This is a genomic window from Sphingomonas sp. RB1R13 (assembly GCF_036663775.1).
In the GTDB taxonomy this organism is placed as follows: domain Bacteria; phylum Pseudomonadota; class Alphaproteobacteria; order Sphingomonadales; family Sphingomonadaceae; genus Sphingomicrobium.
On sequence record NZ_JAXOJM010000001.1, the window covers coordinates 137210 to 158284 of the forward strand.

A 21075-nucleotide genomic window follows, 5' to 3' on the forward strand; every position below is an offset into this window, starting at 1 on the left:
TCCAATGATATGTTGTAACACGAGGCAGGCACGGCCATGTGCAGCCGCAGCAAAACTCCCCCGACCAATCTCAGGTGATCTCCATGAATCGCGTTTCGTCCTTGTCCTGCCTTGCGCTGCTGCTCGCCGCGACCGCTGCGCCGGCGATTGCCGCGCCTGGCGAGACTGCTCCGCCGGTTGGTGCCGCGCGCGACCCCGCGACGGAGCCAACCGGAGCAGCTTCCCCCGCTGGCGGCGAGATCATCGTCACCGGCCGCCGGCTCGATGCAGCGCGCGACTCCATCTCACCAGCGCTTGGCGCGAGCGACTATAGTTTCAGCCGTGCTGCACTCGACAAGCAGCCCGGCGGCGCCAACGTCAGCCTGTCGGGCGTGCTGTTGCAGGCGCCAGGGGTCACGCAGGACAGCTATGGCGCGGTTCATGTCCGTAACGAGCATGGCAACCTCCAATACCGCCTCAACGGCGTGATCGTGCCCGAAAGCATCTCTGGCTTCGGGGCGACCTTCGACCAGCGCATCGCTAACTCGATCGACCTGCTGACCGGCACGCTGCCTGCCCAATATGGCTATCGCACGTCGGGCGTGATCAATCTGAAGACTCAGTCCGGGGCGTTCGCGAACAGTGGCGAGATCGGGGTCTACGGGGGCAGTCGCGGCACGATCCAGCCCAGCGCGAGCATTCAGGGGTCGAGCGGTGGGTTCAACTATTTTGCGTCCGGAAGCTATCTCCAGAACGATCTCGGGGTCGAGAACCCGGCGCCGACGCGGACCGCCATCCATGACCGCACCAAGCAATATCGCGGCTTCGTCTATGTCTCCGACATCTTGTCCGAAAGCAGCCGGATTTCGGCCTTCGGAGGGACCTCGATCGGCAAGTTCCAGATTCCCAACGTGCCCGGCCAGGCGCCCGCCTTCACGGTCAACGGCGTGTCCGATTTCGACAGCGCGAAGCTCGACCTCAACCAGCGCGAGACGACCCACTATGGGGTGCTGTCCTATCAATACTCGGGCGCCAAGGTCGACTTCCAGGTGTCCCCCTTCGTTCGCTATTCGAAGACCGAGTTCCGGCCCGACCCCAACAATGGCGACATCATCTTCAACGGCTTTGCCGACAGCGCGACCCTGTCGAGCCTCGCTACCGGTATCCAGGCCGACGGCAGCACCAAGCTGGGCGCCGACCACACCGTCCGGTTCGGGCTGTTTTTCCAGAACGAGCGAACGAGAAGCGCGGTCACGAGCCGCGTGCTCGACGGCAGCTTCGACGAGGATTTCAACTTCACCCAGTCGAGCGATATCCCCCGCACGATCGCCGATCGTGGCGGCCGCAATGGCCAGCTGTACGGGATCTACCTGCAGGACGAATGGTCGATCACGCCGTCATTGACGCTTAACTATGGCGCGCGGTTCGACGCGGTGCGGGCCTATACGAAGGAGCAGCAACTGAGCCCGCGCCTCAACCTCGTCTGGCTGCCGAGCAAGGGGACCACTGTCCACTTGGGATATGCGCGCAACTTCACGCCGCCACCGCAGGAGTTGATCGGCGCGCCGACGCTGGCGCTGTTCGTAGGCACCGCGAAACAGTCGCAACTGACCACCGCCGACCCAGTCCGCGCCGAGCGCGAGCATTATTTCGACGTCGGGATGGAGCATCGCTTCGGCAATGGCCTCAAGATCGGGCTCGACACTTATTACAAGCTGAAGAAAAACCTGCTCGACGAGGGACAGTTCGGGTCGGCCCTGGTCCTGTCGCCGTTCAACTATGCCAAGGGCAAGGCATGGGGGGTCGAGTTGAGCGCAAGCTACGCCCATGGCCCGGTCGATCTCTACGCCAATGTCGCGCGCGGGGCGGAGAAGGGCAAGAATATCAATTCGAGCCAATATTTCTTCGATCCCGCCGAGCTCGGCTATATCGCCAATCACTATATCTTCACCGACCACAGCCAGGATTGGACCGCGTCGGGCGGGGGCAGCGTGACGATCCACGATGGCGCCGGCACGCTCGTGCCGACCGCCGAATTTCTTTATGGCAGCGGGCTGAGGAGCAACGATCCGGCAGGGATCGTCCCCAATGGCGGCAAGCTGCCCGCTTATTTCACGGTGAACGCCGGCCTTGCACAGAATTTCACCCGGCCCGGAGCGCTCAAGGGCGTCACGATCCGGATCGATGTCGTCAACCTGTTCGACAAGAGCTACCTCATCCGCGACGGGTCGGGCGTCGGCGTCGGCGCGCCGCAATACGGCACGCGGCGGGGAATTTTTGCGGGGATTACGAAGAAGTTCTAACTGAGCGAGTTTAGCACTTCTTGCGCGTGGCCCGGGACCTTCACCTTGGGCCACGCCTTGACCACCTTGCCGCCGCGAATGACGAAGGTCGCGCGCTCCATCCCCATATATTTGCGCCCGTACATGGATTTTTCGACCCACGTTCCGAAAGCGTCGCTGAGCGCCCCGTCCTCGTCGCTCGCCAGCGGCACGGCGAGATCATATTTGGCGATAAATTTGTCATGCTTCTTCATCGGGTCCCGCGAGACGCCAACGACACGCACACCGGCCGTGGCGAAGTCAGCCGCCAGCGCGGTGAAATCCTGCGCCTCGCGGGTGCAGCCCGACGTGTCGTCTTTGGGGTAGAAATACAGCACCACCGGGTCACCCGCGAGGTTGACGCCCGTCCCGTCGCTGAGCGCCAGCGTCATCGCCGGGACCGTATCACCTTCACCAATCATGCTTCACCTCATTCCAATATGTGGAGATCCTCTGCCGCGCCGCGCGCTCGGCGGCAAGCAGCGTCTCCCAGTCGCTGGCCCCGCACACTTCGGCGACCAGCTGTCGGCTCGATGGCGCCGGCTCTCCCCCGCGCGCCACCAGCCGCAGCGTGACGAGCATCCTGAGCAGCAGCCGCATGTCGCCATCAATTGCAGGATCGGCGAGACCAGCCTTGGCCAGCGCGGCGATCGCCACCTCGAGCTGCGGATCGAGCCCGACCCCCGACACGAGTTGTTGCGTGTGGATCGCAAATTCCAGGTCGACCAGCCCGCCGTCGCCCAACTTGACGTCGAGCGGCCCCGACGGCGGCTTGTGGCGCGCCATCTCGAACCGCATCTGGCGCGCGTCGGCGCGGACCTTGTCGGCATCGCGCGGCATGGCGACCAGCGCGTGAACAATTTCCGCCAGCCGATCGCGGCCCGCAAAGCTGCCGTAGACCGGCCGCGCCCGGCACAACGCCATATGCTCCCACGTCCACGCTTCCTCGCGCTGATATCGGTCGAAGCCGTCGAGCGTCACCGCCAGCATCCCCTCGCTGCCCTGCGGCCTGAGGCGCGTGTCGACCTCGTACAGCGGTCCGGCCGCAGTCGAAATGCTCAGCGAAGAGACGATGCGGCTGGCTAGGCGGTTGTAATAATCGGTTGCAGTGAGCGGCTTGGTGCCGTCGCTGCGGGCACCCTCAGGGGCGTCGAACAGGAAGACGAGGTCGAGATCGGAGGCGTGGGTCAGGCCCTTGCCACCCAATCGACCGAGCCCGAGGATCATCAGCTCGCCGCCAGGAACCACGCCATGCGCGACGGCGAAATCGGCGGCGGTCGCGTCGGCCAGCGCCCCGATCGCGCCTTCGGCCAATTCGCTATAGCCCCGCGCAATATCAAGCGGATCGCGGTGCGCGGTGACCAGCTGGATGCCATAAGCAAAGCGGCGTTCGTTGACCGTCCGCCGAGTGATTTCCAGCGCCCGGTCGAGCGGTTCGCCGTCAATCGCGTGGGCGAGTTCGGCCTTGATCGCGCCAGCCTCGAGCGGCGCGTCGAAGCTGGTGTCGTCGATCACGCCGTCGAGCAGGTCGGGCCGCCGCGCCAGCTGGTCGGCGAGCAGCGGCGCATGGCTCAGCAACACCGCCAGCAATTGTGCGAGGGCCGGTCGCGCTTCGAGCAGGCGGAACAGATTAACCCCGCTCGGCACGCGTTCGATCAGGTCGGCGAGCCGGTTGAGCGCATGCGGCGGGTCCCCTGCCCCGCCGATCGCGCCCATGATCGCCGGTAGCATCGCCTCGAACGCCGCTAGCGCCGCAGGAGAACGGAGCGACCGCGCCCGCCCACTCCGCCAGTCATTAATCCGCTTGGCTGCGGTGGCGACGTCGGCAAAGCCAAGCGCGGCCAATTCATCGACCAGCCGCTGCGGATCGAGCGACAGCCGCTCACCCGAGTCCCCAAGCAGCGCATCGAATTGGGCGCTGACCGCGCGGACATGGGGTGCGAGCCAGCCGGTGAACCCGGCCGCATCGGCATAGCCCGCCAGCCGCGCGACCCCGTCGAGTGCGGCGGGATCGGCGGGCAGGCGATGGGTCTGCTGATCATCGACCATCTGCACCCGATGTTCGGCGGTGCGCAGCGCGCGATAGGCCTCCGCCATTTCCGCGCCGACCCCCGGATGGACCCAGCCCGCCGTCACCAGTGCATCGAGCGCATCGAGTGTCGCCGGGGCCCGCAGCGACGGATCGCGCCCGCCGTGGATCAGCTGCTGGACCTGGGCGAAGAATTCAACCTCGCGAATTCCCCCGGTGCCGCGCTTCAGGTCATAGCCGGGCCCGAACGCCTGGCCCTTTTCATAATGGTCGCGAATGCGGACCGACAGCTGTCGAACCTCGTCGATCGCGCCGAAGTCCAGCGCGCGGCGCCAGATGAAGGGATGAATTTCGCGAAGGAAATGCTGGCCGAGGGCAATGTCTCCCGCCGCCGCCCGCGCCCGGATAAACGCCGCCCGCTCCCATGGCAGCGCACTTGATTCATAATGGGCGATGGCGGCATCGACCGGCAGCACGATCGGAGTTATTTCGGATGACGGACGGAGCCGGAGATCGACCCGCGCGACATAGCCGTCAGCGGTCCGTGCCTGCATCAGCTCGACCACCCGCCGCGCGATCCGCACCGCGCTTTCGCCTGGGTCGTCGCGTTCCCTGCGCGGCAGAGTTTTGGGGTCGAAGATCAGGATCAAGTCGATATCGGACGAATAATTCAGCTCGCGGCTGCCCAGCTTGCCCAGCGCCAGCGCCGCCATTCCGACGGGTTCGGCACCCGGCACGCGCTCGACGATTGCCTGCGAAATGGCCTGGTTCAGCGCGGCGTCGGCGAAGTCCGAGAGCGCCGCCGTGACGCGCTCAAGCGGCAATTCGCCGGCCAGATCGCCCAGCGCCACCGCCAGCGCTAGCGCCCGCCTGCGGCGTCTGAGCAACACTCCGCCCTCGCCGTCGAGCAGCGCAAGAGCACCGGCAACGGCATCCTCCGCCCCTTGCTCGAGGAAGATATTTGTCAACGTGGGCAAGGCGTTAATCGCCTCTCGAAGGTAGGGAGCAAACGACATTGCACGCGCCTTTGCACCCTCGCGCGCGGTCAATCGAACCGTGTCCGTCATGACAAATTCGTGTCTGTTTTACCCATTTTACGAAACATCCCACGCGTCGGTCCGTTTATGGACTGATGAGTTCACTACGTCACCCTTTGCGGGAGTGGGAGACCGACCAGATGGATCGCCGATTGATCAGGGTCGAGTTTCCGCCAGCCCAGGCCGGCATTGCCGCAGCGCTACGCCGCGCTTTCGAGGGTCCGCCAGTTGATTTAGACGATAGCGGCCGTGCCCTCGACGCATTGCTTTCGCGGTTGAACTAGGCGCTCGCGACAACCTCCAACGGCGATTATCGAGCCACTTCAGGCCTGAACATCTTTCGGCGAGCTATGATCCCGACTAAGCTCATCGACCTCGTCCATGATGGTCTGCAGCACGGTCGTATTGCGATCGGTGACATGCTGGCGCCGTGACGGCAGCTTGCCGCCCGTCAGCAACGCCTCGAGCGCGACCCGGCCGCGCGCGACCCGGCTCTTGATCGTGCCGACCGCACAGCCGCAAATCTCGGCTGCTTCCTCGTAGGCAAAACCGCCCGCGCCGACCAGGATCAGCGCCTCGCGCTGGGGTTGGGGCAGATGGAGCAGTGCACGCTGCATGTCGCCAAGCTCGATATGCCGGTCCTGGCTGGCCGGGGCGGCGAGGATCTTCGAGGCGGTGATGTCGTCCCACTCACCCTTGAAGCGCGCGCGCCGCATCTGGCTGAGGAACAGGTTGCGCAGGATGATGAAGGTCCATGCGCGCATGTTGGTGCCCGCCTGGAAGCGCTTGCGCGCCGCCCAGGCCTTAAGCAGTGTTTCCTGGACAAGATCGTCGGCGAGATCGCGGCTTCCCGACAGCGAGCGGCCAAAGGCGCGCAGGTGCGGGATCACCGCGCCGAGCTGATCCTTGAACTCGTCATCGGGCAGCGGCACGGGCTCGGGGCGCGGCGGCTCGACATAATCTTCATCGTCTTCGTCGATAATCAATGTGCCCACCCTAGTGCACGCCCTGACCGAAGTCGGCGCTCAAACGACATATATTACGAGCCAAGCCTAACCTAATGTCTCATCGGGCAACGAACAAGATCACCGCAAAGATGATGACGACAAGGATTAGCCCATAAGCAAGGACATTGCGCGCGACACCCGGCGTGCTTCCTGCGCGCGCCTCGGTCGTCGTAAGTTCTTCTGGTTCATCGGCCATGAGGCTTTGTCCGTCCCGCGAATTGATTTCAGTTCGGGATGGCAACGAAGCCGGCCCGACCATGTTCCCACGGCCGGGCCTGCAATATTTAGACGGCGGGGACCGTGGCCGCGTCGAAGAACAGCGCTTGGCTGATCGCGGCTTTGACCGTCGATCGCTGGAAGGGCTTGGTGATGAGGAACGTCGGCTCGGGCCGCGTCCCCGTCAGCAGCCGCTCGGGGAAGGCGGTGATAAAGATCACCGGCACCGAAAATTCGGCGAGGATGTCCTTGACCGCATCGATCCCCGACGAATCGTCGGCAAGCTGGATGTCGGCCAGGACTAATCCCGGGGGATGTTGACGGGCCTGGGCAACAGCCTCGTCGCGCGTCACGGCAACACCGGTAACGTTGTGGCCAAGGTCGCGAACGATCGTCTCGATATCCATGGCGATAATCGGCTCATCCTCGATGATCAGCACATCGGCGAGGGTCTGGCGCTCGATCTCGGCCATCGCTTCGGATACCAGCCCGTCGACGTCCTCGGGGCTTGATCCGATGAGATAGGCAGTGTCGTCGGTTGAAAAGCCCTCAAGGCTGGTAAGCAGCAGCGCCTGGCGGCTCAACGGCGTGATCCGCGACAAACGCGCGCGGGCAATTCCCTCGGCATTGTTATACCCGTCGCCCGGCTCCTCACCTTCCTCGACATTGGCACTCGACCAGATCGCGTGGAAGGTCCGGTAGAGACCGAGGCGGGGATCGACATCCTTGGGGAAATCCTCAGGGCTGGCGACAATCGCCTCGAGCGCGGCGCGGACGAATGCGTCGCCGTGCGCCTGGCTCCCGGTCAGCGCGCGCGCATAGCGGCGCAGGAACGGAAGATGCGGAGCAAGGTCCTGACCAAGCGACATAGACGGGGAAACTCCTGTTTATCTACAAGCGTCGGCCCTATTGGGCGCCGCGCCGGAGCGATGCAAGCGCAACTCGTTCGCAACGAACCACAAGATGGACGTAAAAATACCGTCGCGCTGTTATTTTCTCGCTTGTCGGAACAAACAACAGCGCACTTGGTTTCCCGCAGCGGGATACTTGCATCCGGCGGTCGGATTGACGCTCTGCCGGTGCACTCCTAGGGGCTGCGCACATCGTTAACGGGTGCTGCGTTTACTGGTAATGAGTCGAGTGAGGTAGCGTGCCTCGCCCGCCCAAGGGGGACGAGAGGTTGAGTGGCAGCGACAAGGCCGAACCGCGCAGCAGCGACGATGGCCGGCACGACGGCAAGGAAGCGAAGTCGGCATCGAAAAAGAAGCCATCGGGCAGGCCTTCAGATGTCGGCCGTGCCTTGCGTTCGGTCTATGACGACACGTTGCGCGAAGAGATCCCGCTTGATCTGCAGGACTTGCTCGGCCGTCTCGGTTAGCAAGTTTCCGCACCGACCCGTCCGGCCCGTCCAGGGCGCGGACTGATGCGTTCGACCTTTAGCGCGCTGCCAACCGCGGCCAAATTACTGCTGATCATGTCACTGGCGCTGCTTCCGGTAGGCGTGGCGATGGTGTGGACGGCGCACCGCGGCATCAGTCATGCCAACGCGCTGCTCGACCAGCGCGCCGAGGAGCAGGACCAGGCCGCTTCGCGCGCGATCGAAAGCCTCATCGCCCGCAATACGCTGGCGCTAAGGGTCGCTGCTTCCGCCGCCATTGCCACGCCCGATACCCGCGACTGCGAGGAAGTTGGTCGCTCGCTGGCCATCGCGCCCGGCGTGTCGCGCAACTTCTCGATCGAGCTTGCCGATGGCAGCGAACATTGCGTCACCCCCAACTTTCTCCCCCCTAGCGGCGCGCGCTTTGCCAAGCCGGGCGGGATCGCGTTGTGGCTTGATCCGGGGGGTAATGCGTTGTTCGTCCGCGTCGGGCTCATTGGCGGCATGGCGACCGACCGCCTGCCTTTTTCCGAACTCGCGTCTGCAGCGCGCGATGTCGCGCCCGACGTCCTTTCGCTCCAGCTTGATGACGGGGTCAGCGAAGCGGCGGTAATCGGGCGCCCCGGCGGCGCTCCTCGCCGGGTTCGCGCCAGCACGCACCACATGGCCGGCGGCCAATTGTCGATTCGCGTATCGGTCCCGACCGATCGCCTGAGCGTCGGCGACTGGCTGCTGCTGCTGCTGCCGCTGACGATGTGGGTGATTGCCGCAGTGGTCAGCTGGCTGCTCGTCTCACGACTGCTGATCCTGCCCTTGCGCCGTCTCGAACGGGCGGTTGCGACCTATGATCCGGCGGCGGGTGGATTTGTCCTGCCGCGCGGCATCGGTCCAGCGGTCGAGATCGAAAGCCTTGGCGAGGCTTTCGCCCGATCAGTTGAGCGAATTGAGACGAGCGAGCGCGAAATGGGCGACGCGCTCGAAGGTCAGCGTCGACTCGTTCGCGAAGTTCATCACCGCGTGAAGAACAACCTGCAGGTCGTCGCCTCGCTGCTCAGCATCCACGGTCGCAATGTCATCGCCCCTGAAGGCCGCTCGGCTTATGCCGCCATTGCACGCCGGGTCGACGCACTCGCGGTCGTCCACCGCAACCATTTTGCCGAGGGCGAGGATAATCGCGGTATTGCGCTTCGTCCGTTGCTGACCGAACTCTCCGCTGGCCTGCGCGGTTCGGCGCCCGATGAGGCCCGCCGCACCGCGATCACGCTCGACGTCGACAGCGCCGCGACGACCCAGGACGTCGCGGTCGCCGCGGCCTTCCTTGTCACCGAAGTCGTCGAATTCGCTATGCTCCGCCAGCCGACTGCGCCGATCGAGATCGACCTTCGCCGGACGAGCGAGTTAACCGGGCGGCTGACAATTGAAAGCGCGGTGCTGACCGAGATCGATGGCGACGACAAGGACAAGGTCCAGTTTGAGCGGGTGATCACCGGGCTGGCTAGGCAACTACGGTCTTCGCTCGAGCTTCGGCTTGGCCGCATGAGTGTGGAGTTGCCGATTTTTCCGGCCTGAATCAACGGCCTCTGGTGTACTCATTTCGGTGGCGTCAAACTTTCTCCAGCACACCTTATTTTTTTGCCGATCAGCGGGAACCGTCGCGGAATTAAGGACGTTGTACTATTTGGATAGCGACCTTTTGCCCCCCCGCTCTCGCTATCCAACTACATGGGCCCGGAACCGCCAACCCTCCCCCCCCCCGGTTGCGCTTCCGGGCCCAAAAATTTGCAAGGGGTCCGTCTACAAATTGAATTCTAGCTGGCTTGTTTGCAAGCTTGTCAGACGTCGGTGGTCTCGCTCGAGGCGACCCGCGCGGCACGCCAGTGGGTCACCCGAATCGCTACGATCGCAAATTCGTAAAGCGCATAAAGCGGCACTGCGAGCAGCAGCATTGACACGGCGTCGGGCGGGGTCAGCACTGCCGAAATCGCCAGCACCACGACGATCGCATAGCGCCGCGACTTGGACAATTGCTCGCGCGTAATCACACCAGCCCGTTCAAGGATCATCAGCAGGATCGGCAACAGGAAGGCAACCCCGAAACCGAACAGGAAGCGGGTCACGAAGGTCAGGTAATTGCCGACCCCGGGCAGCGCCTCTTGCTGCACTCCGCCGATATTGCCCTGGTAACTGAGCAGGTAGTGCAGCGCGAACGGCATGGTCACGAAATAGGCAAAGGCCGCCCCACCGCCGAAAAAGAACGGCGTCATCAGCAGGAATGGCAGGAAAGCGCGCTTCTCCTTGGCATACATGCCAGGCGCCACGAACCGCCAGATCTGCGTCGCCAGCACCGGGAAGCTGATCATCAGCGCGGCGAAGAAGGCGACCTTAACTTCGGCGAAAAATGCTTCGAAAATATCGGTGTAGATCAGCTTGCCCTGCCCCGCCGCAAGCAACGGCTGGACCAGCACCGCGAAGATCGGCTTGGCGTAGGTCAGGCACACCCCGAACGCGATCACAAGGGTCGCCACGCACCACAGCAGGCGGCGGCGAAGCTCAACCAGATGCTCGAGCAGCGGCGCCTTGCTGTCGTCAATATCGCCGATCATGGGAGCTCGCGCGGGGGTGGCAGGTCAAGCGGCAGGGTCGGCTCTGCAGGCGCGTGGACCTCGGTCGGCGGCGCGGCATCATTTATCGCCGGTGGGGTTGCTGGCGCTGACCCGGCCAGCGGCTCAGGATAATGCGCGGTCGACGGAAATTGCGCCATGATCCGCGCATTTTCGTCGCGCCATTTCTTTTCCATTTCCTCCAGTTCGGCCTCGCGCACGATATTCTCGATCCCTGCAGTAAAATGGCGCGCATAACCCCGGGCGCGACCGACCCACCGGCCGACGATCATCATCACGCGCGGCAAGTCCTTGGGCCCGATGAAGATTAGCGCCGCCACGGCGACGATCAGCAATTCGGAGCTGTCGATGCCAAACATCGAAGGCGCTTTCTAGCTGGTCTGGTCCCCGCCCGGGGGCACGCCGCGCGGCGGCGACGGCTGGTTCTCGGTCTGGCTCGGCGGACGATCGGGCGCCATTTCGACGTGGTCGGGGTGCGCGGCGGGCGACTTGGGCACGACCGGTTCGGGCGGCGGGGCGGTAGGCGGCTGGGCCGCGACCGGGGGCGGCGAATAAGCCTGGGGCGGAGGCGTATAGGCCTGCGGCGGGGGAGCATAAGTCTGCTGCTGCGGCGGCAACTGCACCGGCGGGACCTGCGGCGGAAGTGCGCGCGGATCGACCGGACGCTGAGCCGGATCATCGTCGGCCATGCCCTGCTTGAAGCTTTTGAGCCCCTTGGCGACGTCGCCCATCATCGAACTGAAGCGATTGCCGCCAAACAGCAGGAGTACGACCACTCCCAGCATGAGCCAATGGATGAGGCTGAAACCGCCCATGTTCGTCACTCCGATAAAGACTTGTCTCCTATCTAGTCCTCATCGTCGCCCGTTTCCAGCGAAAGGGCGAGCGCCGCCTCATCCAGTGGATCGAGCAGCCCCGCGGCCTTGAGATCATCGATCCCCGGCAAGTCGCGCCGCGAGCCCAGTCCGAAGTGCGTCAAAAATCCCGGTGTCGTCGCATAGAGCAGCGGTCGCCCCGGGCTTTCCCGCCGCCCTGCCGTTCGCACCCAGCCCGCCTCCATCAGCACGTCGATTGTGCCCTTGGAAATCTGCACCCCGCGAATCGCCTCGATCTCGGCCCGCGTCACCGGCTCGTGATAGGCGACAATCGCGAGGCACTCGGTCGCCGCCCGCGACAATCGTCGTGGTTCCTCGCGGGTTCGCCTGAGGAGATGCGCTAGATCGGGCGCAGTCTGGAAATGCCACCGCCCGCCGCGCTCGACGAGTTCGATGCCATGTCCGGCATAGCGCTCGGCCAGCCCCGCCAGCGCCGCAGCGACATTCCCCTCCCCGGCATGACGGCCGATCTCCTCCGGGCTCATCGACTCGGGCGAGGCGAACAACACGGCTTCGACCGAGCGGATAAATTCGTCCATCAGCGCGCCGCCCTGACTTCGAGCGGGGCGAACGGCGCTTCCTGCGACAGCTCCAGCCGCCCCTGCCGCGCCAATTCCAGCGCCGCGACGAACGACGAGGCCAGCGCCGACCGCGCATAGGCCACATCGAGCGAAGCCGGCACAAACGCCTCGATCCGGGTCCACTCGATCGCCATCCCGAGCATCCGTTCGACCCGCGAGATCGCCTCGTCGAGCGCCATTACTGCGCGGTGCGCGACAATGTGCATTGCCGGTTGGGTCCGTGCTTTCAGCGCTCCATAGGCGGCGAACAGGTCATAGGGGGTGGCCTGCCACACCGACTGGCGCACCAGCCGCAATCCCTCCGGGTTTCCGCGCGGGAATACGTCGCGACCCAGCCGATCACCGCCCATCAACCGCGCGCCTGCATCACGCATCGCATCCAGGCGCGCCAGCCGCTGCTGCAAGCGCCACGCCAATTCCTCGGGGCTCGGGTCGGCTTCCTCGTCCTTGGGCAGTAGCAGGCATGATTTCAGATAGGCCAACCACGCCGCCATCACGAGGTAGTCGGCAGCAATCTCAAGCCTGAGCTCCTTCGCCCCGTCCAGATAATCGAGATATTGCTCGACCAGCGCCAAGATCGAAATCTCACGCAAGTCGACCTTCTGGCTCCGCGCCAGCGTCAGCAGCAGGTCGAGCGGCCCCTCCCACGCGCCCAGGCTGAGCGTCAGGCTGTCTTCGTCGTGACTGAGCAAATCCCCCATGGCGGGAGGCTAGCGGCTCGTCAGGCCAACGCCAACAGCTGGTCGCGAGTCTCGACCGCGTCGGCAAAGCTCATGCCCTCGCCATCGGTGAAGCGGGTCGCCATCGCCCGCGCCAGCCGTGCCTCGGCCTCGTCGGTCAGGCCCGGCACGGCGTTGGCGATCCGCACGCTTTCCTCGAACGCGCCTGAGCAATGCAACGCGACGTCGCATCCCGCCGCGACGCACGCCGCCGCGCGCACGGCGATGTCGCCGTAAAGCGCTTCCATCCCGATATCGTCGCTCATCAAAAAGCCGTGGAAGCCGATCCGCTGGCGAATGATTTGCTGGATGATCGTCGGCGACTGGCTGGCGGGGAGATCGGGGTCCCAGGCGCGATAGACGATGTGGCTGGTCATCCCCATTGGCGCGTCGGCCAGCCGCTCGAACGGTTCGAGGTCGATCGCCAATTCTTCGTCGCTCGCATCGACGAACGGCAATTCCTTGTGGCTGTCGACCAGCGCGCGGCCGTGCCCGGGGATATGCTTGACCACGCCCACGACGCCTGCGGAGGCCAGCCCCTTAAGCTGTGCCCGGCCGAGCGCGGAGACCTGCATCGGTTCCGACCCCAGCGCGCGGTCGCCGACGATGTCGCTTGCGCCGGGCTGGCGAACGTCGAGCATCGGCAGGCAGTCGACGTTGATCCCGACCTCGGCCAGCGTCAGCGCGATCGCCCGCGCATTCCACCGTGCCGCCTGCATCGCCGACGATGGCGCCAGTCGGTACAGGCGGTCGAAGGCCTCGTTTGCGGGAAAGGCAGGCCACTCGGGCGGCCGCATGCGCGCGACACGCCCCCCCTCCTGGTCGATCAGGATCGGCACATCGTCGCGCCCATGGAGCGCCCGCAACGCATCGGTCAGCGCCTTCAGCTGCGCCCGGTCCGCGATGTTGCGCCTGAACAGGATATAGCCCGCCGGATCGCACTCGCGGAACAGCTGCGCTTCGTCGGGCGCAAGGACGGGCCCGGCCAGGCTCAGGATCGCCGCGATCATCAGCCGATGACCACGCAATTCTCGCCCGCAACCCGCAGGCTCTGGCACATCGCCTTCGCGTCCGCCGGGCTCGCCGCCCCGGCGCGAAGGCGGAACAGCGAACTGCCCGAGACCGGTGTGATGATCTTGCTCATCGCGCCAAGCGCGCCGAACCGCGCCGTCAGCGCCTTCCACGCCGCCTCGGCCTTCGTTCCCGACGAAAAGGCGCCCAACTGGATCACCGTCCCCGCCCCGCCCGATGGCGCCGCTTCGGGCACCGCGACGGGCACCGGCACCGTCTTTTCGCCCGTTGGCACAACCGGCTCGCGAGTCTCGTTGGCGGGGAAGCTCTTGGGCTTGGTCTCAGGCCGCGCCACCGGCGCCTCGGTCACCGCATTCATGTCGATCTGGGCATCGGTGTCGCCCCCCGCGCTTGTCGCAAACGCTGTCTCGCTGTCGCCTGCGACGTCCAGCCCGCCGGGATCGGTCGGTTTGATCTTGTAGGGGCGCAGGTCAGCCTTGATCAGTTCGGCCGGGCCACTCGTCGGCCCGGCATTGCTTCGCCCGATCACGAACATTGTTGCCGCGACCAGCGCTACCGCCAGCCCGACCATCGCCAGTGCTGCGAGCATCTTCCTTGCCGACACCCCCTGCGGGCCATCCTCGTCGGCGACTGCCTCGAGCCACGGCAGTCCTTCCTCGTCAAACGCGGCACGGCGGTCGGTCATGGTCGATCTTTTCCCATCAGTATAATACGATGCAGGTCTTGGCCGCCGCGCGCAGCCGCTGGCAGGTGACTTCGGAGTAGGCCTGGCTAGGGGTCACGAACTGGACCCGGTAGAACATCCGCCTTGTACCCTTGGGCCGGAACGGGAGGACCGCCTTGGGCAGCGTCGCGAGTAGTCCGCGATATTTGTAGCGGAACAGTTGCGCCGCCGCCTCGGCATCACGGGCACTGTTATAGGCGCCTAGCTGGACCACCCGTCCCGACGGCCCGACCCGCGGTGCAAAGGCGACCCGTGGTGGCGTCGCCTTGGCCTGCTGGTTGCGATGGACGTTGACCTCGGCCTCGCGCGCGATTTTGCGCAGCGCGACGACCTGCGCGTCGGTGAGGTGAAGACCACCGGCCGGCCGCGCTTCGACCACATGGACGACCCGCGTGACCGCTGGCGGAACCGTTCCGGCAGGATCATTCCCGGCGACCCGGGCAAGCGCCGGCGGGGTCGCGCCGGGAGCCGCGACGGCCGGCGGGGCGAGAGGCGGCGGCGATGCGGCCGGAGCGGCCCGCGGCATCGGCACGACGACCGGCGTGGTCGCTGGTGTGACCGGGTCACTTCCCTTGCCGAGCACGAATGCTCCCGCCGCAACCAGCGCCAGGATCAGCAGCGACAGGAACCAGCGCATCCCCCGGCCTACCGGCTCATGGGAGACCGCGACAGACGTAGGCGTGGCGCGGTCCCCATCGAGCCACGGCAGGCGCTGCTCATCGCTGTCTCGATCATGCCGGGGCGGGTCGCTCGCTATCACCGCATCTCCTCGGCGGCGGCGACTCCCATCAGTGCCAGCCCGCTGCGAATGACTTGCGCCAGCGCGCGCGCCAACTCAAGCCGGGAGCGGGTCAATTCGGGCTTATTTTCCAACACGAAGCGACGCGACGGATCGTCGTTGCCGCGGTTCCACAGCGCATGGAACGCTGCCGCCAGATCACTCAGGAAAAAGGCGATCCGGTGTGGCTCATGCGCCAATGCGGCTGCCTCCACCACGCGCGGATATTGCGCGGCGTGGCGGACAAGCGCCAGTTCCTCGGCATCAAGCAGGGTGAGGTCTGCCGGGCCATCGGTGGCAATCCCCATCTCGGTTGCCTTGCGCCCCAGCGACGCCACGCGGGCATGGGCGTACTGAACGTAGAATACCGGATTATCCTTCGAAGCCTCGACTACCTTGGCAAAGTCGAAATCCAACGGGGCGTCGGCCCGCCGGGTCAGCATCATGAACCGCACCACGTCCTTGCCGACTTCGCGCACGACGTCAGCCAGCGTCACGAAATTGCCCGACCGCTTGGACATCTTGATCGGTTCGCCGGCACGGAACAGCCGAACCATCTGGACCAGCTTGACGTCGAGATCGACGCGGCCGTCGGTCAGGGCGGTAACTGCCGCCTGGACCCGCTTGACCGTCCCCGCATGGTCCGCCCCCCAGATGTTAACGAGGTGGTCGGCACTCGCTGCCTTTTGCAGGTGATAAGCTGCATCGGCGCCGAAATAGGTCCAGCTGCCGTCGGATTTCTTCATCGGCCGGTCCTGGTCGTCACCGAACTGCGATGACCGGAACAGGGTCAGCTCGACCGGCTCCCAGTCGTCGGCCGCCTCGCCCTTGGGCGCTTCGAGCACGCCCTGGTAGACCAGCCCCTTGGCCTCGAGCGTCGCCATGCTCCTGGTGACGAGCCCTGCCTCCTGAAGCTCCATCTCCGACGCGAACACGTCATGGTGTATGCCGAGCAGCGCCAAGTCGGACCGGATCAGGTCGAGCATTGCCACGACCGCCTTGCGCTTGAACAGGGCGAGCCATTCACCCTCGGGCGAGCCGACATATTTGGCACCAAATTCGCTCGCCAGCGACTGGCCAATCGGAACCAGATAGTCGCCTGGATAATAGCCCTCGGGAATCTCGCCGATATCCTCGCCGAGCGCCTCGCGGTATCTAAGGTGGACCGACCGCGCCAACGTATCGACCTGGCTGCCGGCGTCATTGACATAATATTCGCGCGTGACGTCGAAGCCCGCGGCCTCGAGCAGGCTTGCCAGCGCGTCGCCGACCACCGCGCCGCGGCAATGGCCCATGTGCATCGGCCCGGTCGGGTTGGCCGAGACATATTCGACATTGACGCGGCTGCCCTTGCCGACGGTCGAGCGGCCATAGCTTTCGCCCGCGACGATGATCGCGGAAAGTTCGTCGCGCCATGCCTGATCGGTCAGGCGGATGTTGATGAACCCCGGCCCCGCGACCTCGACCGAGGTTACCCCCGACATCGCCTCGATCTTCGGCGCGATCAGCGCGGCAAGCGCGCGCGGGTTGGTCCCCGCGGGTTTCGCCAGCACCATCGCGGCGTTGGTCGCAAGGTCGCCGTGGCTCGCATCGCGCGGCGGTTCGACCGCCACATTCCTGCGATCGATCCCGACGGGCAGCGCCCCCTCGGCTTCGAGCGCGGCAAGCGCCTCGTCGAGCATCAGCGAATAATGGGCATAGAGGGACAAGGTGCAGGCCGATCGATCTTGAAAGAAACAGCGCCTCTAATCGCTCGGCGGCGCGGGCGAAAGGGCGGCGTCCCGTACGCTCCCGCTGTGGCTGCGCATCCGCGCGTTGAACGCACAAACTATTCAGCCACTATTCAGCGGCTTAGATCCATTACGGAGCTCATAATTGAGCAGAAAGGACAAGCTCATGTTGCGTAAACTGCTTCTTGCCGGCGCGCTTGCCGCGGGCACCCTCGTTGCCGTCACCCCCGCCTCGGCCGGCGGCGTCATCTCGGTCAGCATCGGCTCGGGTTACTCCGGCTATGGCTATTCCAATTATAACCCCGGCTATGGCTATGGTTATGGCTACGACCAGCCGAGCTACGGTTATGGCTACGACCAGCCGGGCTATGGTTATGGCTACCCCGCCTACGGCTATAGCCAGCCGGCCTATAATTATGGCTACAGCAGCTATCCGGCCTACAGCTACGGTTATTCCTACCCCAGCTACAGCTACGGATACTCGGTCCCGATCTACAGTAATTACGGTCATCGCCGTCACTATCGCCGCTGGCGCTAGGGCTTCGGCCCGGACGAGCGAAGATCGAGGGGAGGGTTCACGCCCTCCCCTTTTCTTGTCCGCTTGGCGAAACCACGGACCGCGATTAGCCTCCTGCACAACAGGAGAGTGACATGCGTTTCCCGATCATCCTCGCGCTGGCCGCCGCCAGCCCCGCTTTCTCCCAGCCCGCCACTGCCCAAAGCGTCGAGCCACCGCGAATCTCGGTTGTCGGCACCGGCACCGTCAAGACGGCACCCGACGTCGCGGTTATCAACTATAGCGTTCGCGGCGAAGGCCAGACCAGCGACGCCGCGGTCGGAGCGTTGGTTGCCCGCCGAAACCGCATCGAAACCGGTCTCGGCACCTTCGGCGCCAAGGTCGAAGTGCGCACCGGACGAATGGCCATCACCGAGGTCCGCGGTAAGGATTGCCCTCAATATGGCCCGGCGCGGCTGTCGGTCGGCGAATGCACCGTGCTTGGCTTTGTCGCCGAATTACCGACGACGTTGCGTACCGGGGACGTTGCTCGCGCGGGAACGATGGTCGGGCTGATCGGGCGGCTCGAGGGGACATCGCCGTCGCTGTCGGACTTCACGCTAACCGATCCCAAGCTGGCGCAGCGCCGCGCGATTGCCGCCGCGCTGGCCGATGCCCGCGACAAGGCCGAGGCGATCGCAGCCGGGACCAGCCGCCACCTCGGACGCCTGCTCGCCGCGACCAACGGCAATGCGATGGGCGACGTGCGCAACGACATCATCGTCACTGCTCGGCGCTATGAATCGGCCCCGCCGCCGCCGCCGCCCGCCCCGGCAATTGCAGTCGACCTCAACCCGCAACCGATCGAGACCGCCGCAATGGTCACCGTGATGTACGAAATCGCGCCCTGAACGCGGTCAGGCGATAACCAGCCTCTGAGCCATCGCCGTCGGTCGTGTCTCGGGGAACAGCAAGCCCGCCGCGCGCGCCGGATCGAGCCCGAAATGCTGGGCCATTGCGCCCGCGACCAACGCGTCGAGGTCGCTCGTCGGCTTGAGGTCGCGGCCCTCGTAAAGCGCGCCCGTTGCCAAGCTAGGCCAGTCGGCGATCACTCGTCCGCCCGCGACTGCGCCGCCCATCAGCATTGCCACCGACCCGGTGCCATGGTCGGTGCCGCCAGTGCCATTGGCCTTGGCGGTCCGCCCGAACTCGGTCGCGACCAGCACCACCGTATTGGCCCAGGCCGCGCTGCCGAGCCCGTCGCGGAAGGCGGCGATGGTCGCGTCCAGCTGCTTAAGCTGGGCGGCCAGCCGGTAATTCTGCCCAGTGTGGGTATCCCAGCCGTTGGTCTCGATCATCCCGATCCGCGCGCCGTCAGCCCCGCTCATCTGGCGCGCAGCAAGAGTGCCGAGCGCGGCGCCGCCCTTGCCCCCCGCAGTCTCGCCTGCCTTCGCCCGGGCGGCGAGCGCTTGGTTCCACAGCGGCCCAAGCTGGACATCTCGCGCGTATAAATCACCTGCCCGAAGCATGAGATCATCCGCAGCATTGGGCAGCGCAGACGGGGCATAGCTTTCGACCGGAATGGCACCCCGCAACGCGAGCGGTACTGCCGGCGACAGCGCGATGGCGCGGTCCCCGGGCAATTGCGCCAACAACCGGTTCATCCACCCGTCCTTCAGCCCATAGGCCCGCGCGGCGCCGCTCTCGAGGACGTTCTGACCATCGAAATGCGACCGGTCGCGATAGGGCGAGGCAATGGCGTGGATCAGCAGCGCCTGTTTCGCGGCATACATTTTCGCCGTTTCGGCCAGCGCCGGGTGGAGCGTGAACATTGGATCGACCCGCGTCCCGCTGGCGCTATCCTTGGCGAGATCGCCACGAAGCCCGGAATAGGCGGGGTCACCGGTCGGAGCCAGGATCGCCAACCCATCGGCAGCACCGCGCTGGATGATGAACAGGAAGCGCTTGTCGGTTTCGGCGCGAGCGAAGGCGATGCTCGGGTTGGCAAGCAGCGCGGCCGCCCCGGCCGATCCGGCAAACAGGAATTTTCTGCGGTCCAACATTTTCATCTCCGCAAGAATTCTGGCGAAACAAGCATCAGCGCGAGCCCCGTTGCAGGACTTTCGGAACGCGAAATGGCGGTCGCGGTGGCGGGGGTCAGCTGAGCGCCGAGGACAAGCGGCGCGATCAGCCGCGCATCGACCTTCGAACTGGCGCGGGCCGCCAGCCGCTGCGCCGCCTCGACCCGCCGGACCAGCGCATCGGGTCCGGCCCAGGCGGCGGCGATATCGTCAAATCCCGCTGGGCTGTCGGGCTTCCAGATCGGCTGGCCAAGCTGGTTCAGCAGATTGGCAGTAGCGTCGCCGTCGATGCGCTCGACCCCGATCGCGCGCAGCGAGGCGACGGTCCAGTCCCACGGGTTGCGGAATTTGGGCGTGGCCATCGTCCACGCCTCGGGCGACGCGATCAACGCGCGGTAGACGGTCGGCAGGTCGCCGCCGCTCTCCAGAAACGCCTTTTCGAGCCGTTTGACCATTGCCGGCGGGGGCACATCCGAGGCGAAATGCGTGGCAAGCTTGGTGGCAAGATGGTGCGCCGTCGCAGGGTGGACAGCCAGGTCCGACAGGATCGCGCGCGCCTGTTCCTGCCCGCCATCACGATAGCGCTTGCCCATGATCGTCCGGTCGCCGGGTTCGTGGAGTCCGTCGACGAAGGTGAATTGGCCGGGGTCGCCTTGCGCCAGTTGCGCCGCCTGCCCCCGCCCGATTCCGGCCACCGTCCAGCCGGTCAGCGCGCGGGCGAATTCGGTAACGTCGGCCTGGGTGTAGCCCGACCGCACGCCGAGCGTATGCAACTCCATGATTTCGCGGGCCAGATTTTCGTTGAGGCCCTTTTTCGCGCGATTGCGGCCGCGCTGGGCAATCATCGAATCGGGGCCGATCGAGGTCGCCTGGTCGAGGAAGAACAGCATCGCGGGGTGCTGCTCGACCGCCAGCAACAGGTCGCCGAAGCGCCCCATGATGTGCGGCCGGATTGCCTCGAACTCGAGCAGCCCGGCAAAGCCGACCGTGGTCTGCTTGGCCGCCGAGACCGCGAAATGATTGGCCCAGAAATGAGTGAGCCGCTCGGCAAAGGGGGTCTGCGTGACAAGCGAGCTATTGATGCGCGCGCCGACCAGGGTCGCATAGGCCGAGCGGCCGGCCTGCTGGGCGGCCATGATTTCCGGCGTTCTGGCGGGTTTTGGCATGGCCGCGGGGGTGAGCATCGACGAGGCAGCGGGCATCATCGCCTGCTGGTCGCGGGCAAGGCGGCGCTCGGCCTGCTTGAGGTCGAGATAGTCGGCCAATTCGACCGCGACGCTGTGGCTGTCGGGAATGCCCGCGACGTGGGGGTCGAAGCGGGTCAGCTGGGCGGAGGCCCAACCGCGCGGGTCGCCGCCCGCCGCAGGATCGTCCCCGCGCGCACCAAGACCAAAGCGACTTTCGGCGAAACTGGTCGAGATCATGGCGACACCTTCCGAACCAGCGGGAAGTATGAGTCGGGCGAGCTTAA

General features: G+C 65.4%; 20 protein-coding genes and 1 pseudogene. 5 read left to right on the forward strand and 16 right to left on the reverse strand.

Annotated features, from left to right (window positions below; all coding sequences use genetic code 11):
- Positions 1-83: 83 nt before the first annotated feature.
- Entirely contained in the window at positions 84-2282 is a 2199-nt protein-coding gene (locus U1700_RS00720) for a TonB-dependent receptor (protein WP_332749294.1), read from the forward strand.
- Here the strand turns inward: U1700_RS00720 and U1700_RS00725 are convergent.
- The 5 genes from U1700_RS00725 to U1700_RS00745 all read right to left on the reverse strand — a co-directional run bounded on the left by U1700_RS00725 (position 2279) and on the right by U1700_RS00745 (position 7458).
- A complete protein-coding gene (locus tag U1700_RS00725) occupies positions 2279-2722 on the reverse strand; it encodes a peroxiredoxin (protein ID WP_332749295.1) in 444 nt (147 codons plus the stop codon). The genes U1700_RS00720 and U1700_RS00725 overlap by 4 nt on opposite strands.
- Positions 2712-5345 carry a bifunctional [glutamate--ammonia ligase]-adenylyl-L-tyrosine phosphorylase/[glutamate--ammonia-ligase] adenylyltransferase gene (glnE, locus tag U1700_RS00730; protein WP_332749297.1) on the reverse strand — a complete coding sequence of 878 codons (2634 nt, stop codon included), beginning with the start codon at positions 5343-5345 and terminating at the stop codon, positions 2712-2714. Before glnE ends, U1700_RS00725 begins: the two co-directional genes overlap by 11 nt.
- Before the next feature lie 344 nt (positions 5346-5689).
- Positions 5690-6352 (reverse strand): sigma-70 family RNA polymerase sigma factor, encoded by a 663-nt coding sequence (locus tag U1700_RS00735; RefSeq protein WP_332749298.1) that lies wholly within the window; start codon positions 6350-6352, stop codon positions 5690-5692.
- A gap of 79 nt (positions 6353-6431) precedes the next feature.
- Positions 6432-6569, reverse strand: coding sequence for a hypothetical protein (locus U1700_RS00740; RefSeq protein WP_332749300.1), 138 nt, complete (start codon positions 6567-6569; stop codon positions 6432-6434).
- Between the two features lie 88 nt (positions 6570-6657).
- Positions 6658-7458 (reverse strand): response regulator, encoded by an 801-nt coding sequence (locus U1700_RS00745; RefSeq protein ID WP_332749301.1) that lies wholly within the window; start codon positions 7456-7458, stop codon positions 6658-6660.
- A 311-nt stretch (positions 7459-7769) separates the two neighbouring features.
- Between U1700_RS00745 and U1700_RS00750 the strand changes: the two genes are divergently transcribed.
- Both U1700_RS00750 and U1700_RS00755 read left to right on the forward strand, forming a co-directional pair.
- Entirely contained in the window at positions 7770-7967 is a 198-nt protein-coding gene (locus U1700_RS00750; RefSeq protein ID WP_332749302.1) for a NepR family anti-sigma factor, read from the forward strand.
- Positions 7968-8012: 45 nt separating this feature from the next.
- Positions 8013-9536, forward strand: a complete 1524-nt coding sequence (locus U1700_RS00755; protein ID WP_332749304.1) for a sensor histidine kinase — start codon at positions 8013-8015, stop codon at positions 9534-9536.
- 263 nt (positions 9537-9799) lie between these two features.
- On the opposite strand, the gene tatC is transcribed toward U1700_RS00755, so the two are convergent.
- The 9 genes and pseudogenes from tatC to argS form a co-directional block, all read right to left on the reverse strand.
- Positions 9800-10570, reverse strand: coding sequence for a twin-arginine translocase subunit TatC (tatC, locus tag U1700_RS00760; protein ID WP_332749306.1), 771 nt, complete (start codon positions 10568-10570; stop codon positions 9800-9802).
- Positions 10567-10947, reverse strand: a complete 381-nt coding sequence (locus U1700_RS00765; protein WP_332749308.1) for a Sec-independent protein translocase subunit TatA/TatB — start codon at positions 10945-10947, stop codon at positions 10567-10569. Before U1700_RS00765 ends, tatC begins: the two co-directional genes overlap by 4 nt.
- A gap of 258 nt (positions 10948-11205) precedes the next feature.
- Positions 11206-11403, reverse strand: a pseudogene (locus U1700_RS00770) (twin-arginine translocase TatA/TatE family subunit); the annotation flags it as partial.
- 32 nt (positions 11404-11435) lie between these two features.
- Positions 11436-12002 carry an SMC-Scp complex subunit ScpB gene (gene scpB, locus U1700_RS00775; protein WP_332749309.1) on the reverse strand — a complete coding sequence of 189 codons (567 nt, stop codon included), beginning with the start codon at positions 12000-12002 and terminating at the stop codon, positions 11436-11438.
- The gene (locus U1700_RS00780; RefSeq protein WP_332749310.1) at positions 12002-12745 is read right to left on the reverse strand and encodes a segregation and condensation protein A; all 744 of its coding nucleotides are present in this window, start codon (positions 12743-12745) and stop codon (positions 12002-12004) included. Before U1700_RS00780 ends, scpB begins: the two co-directional genes overlap by 1 nt.
- Positions 12746-12765: 20 nt before the next feature.
- On the reverse strand, positions 12766-13773 hold the full coding sequence (gene nagZ / locus U1700_RS00785) for a beta-N-acetylhexosaminidase (RefSeq protein ID WP_332749312.1): 1008 nt from the start codon (positions 13771-13773) through the stop codon (positions 12766-12768).
- Complete coding sequence (locus U1700_RS00790) at positions 13773-14480, reverse strand: SPOR domain-containing protein (RefSeq protein WP_332749313.1); 708 nt, start codon at positions 14478-14480, stop codon at positions 13773-13775. Before U1700_RS00790 ends, nagZ begins: the two co-directional genes overlap by 1 nt.
- Before the next feature lie 16 nt (positions 14481-14496).
- Positions 14497-15156, reverse strand: a complete 660-nt coding sequence (locus tag U1700_RS00795) for a hypothetical protein (RefSeq protein WP_332749315.1) — start codon at positions 15154-15156, stop codon at positions 14497-14499.
- Positions 15157-15275: 119 nt separating this feature from the next.
- On the reverse strand, positions 15276-17006 hold the full coding sequence (gene argS / locus U1700_RS00800; RefSeq protein ID WP_332749317.1) for an arginine--tRNA ligase: 1731 nt from the start codon (positions 17004-17006) through the stop codon (positions 15276-15278).
- A 187-nt stretch (positions 17007-17193) separates the two neighbouring features.
- Between argS and U1700_RS00805 the strand changes: the two genes are divergently transcribed.
- The gene (locus tag U1700_RS00805) at positions 17194-17565 is read left to right on the forward strand and encodes a hypothetical protein (RefSeq protein ID WP_332749319.1); all 372 of its coding nucleotides are present in this window, start codon (positions 17194-17196) and stop codon (positions 17563-17565) included.
- A gap of 113 nt (positions 17566-17678) precedes the next feature.
- On the forward strand, positions 17679-18434 hold the full coding sequence (locus tag U1700_RS00810; protein ID WP_332749321.1) for an SIMPL domain-containing protein: 756 nt from the start codon (positions 17679-17681) through the stop codon (positions 18432-18434).
- A gap of 6 nt (positions 18435-18440) precedes the next feature.
- Here U1700_RS00810 and U1700_RS00815 read toward each other — a convergent pair whose 3' ends face one another.
- Positions 18441-19586 carry a DUF1501 domain-containing protein gene (locus tag U1700_RS00815; protein ID WP_332749322.1) on the reverse strand — a complete coding sequence of 382 codons (1146 nt, stop codon included), beginning with the start codon at positions 19584-19586 and terminating at the stop codon, positions 18441-18443.
- A gap of 2 nt (positions 19587-19588) precedes the next feature.
- A complete protein-coding gene (locus tag U1700_RS00820; RefSeq protein WP_332749324.1) occupies positions 19589-21028 on the reverse strand; it encodes a DUF1800 domain-containing protein in 1440 nt (479 codons plus the stop codon).
- Positions 21029-21075: the final 47 nt, after the last annotated feature.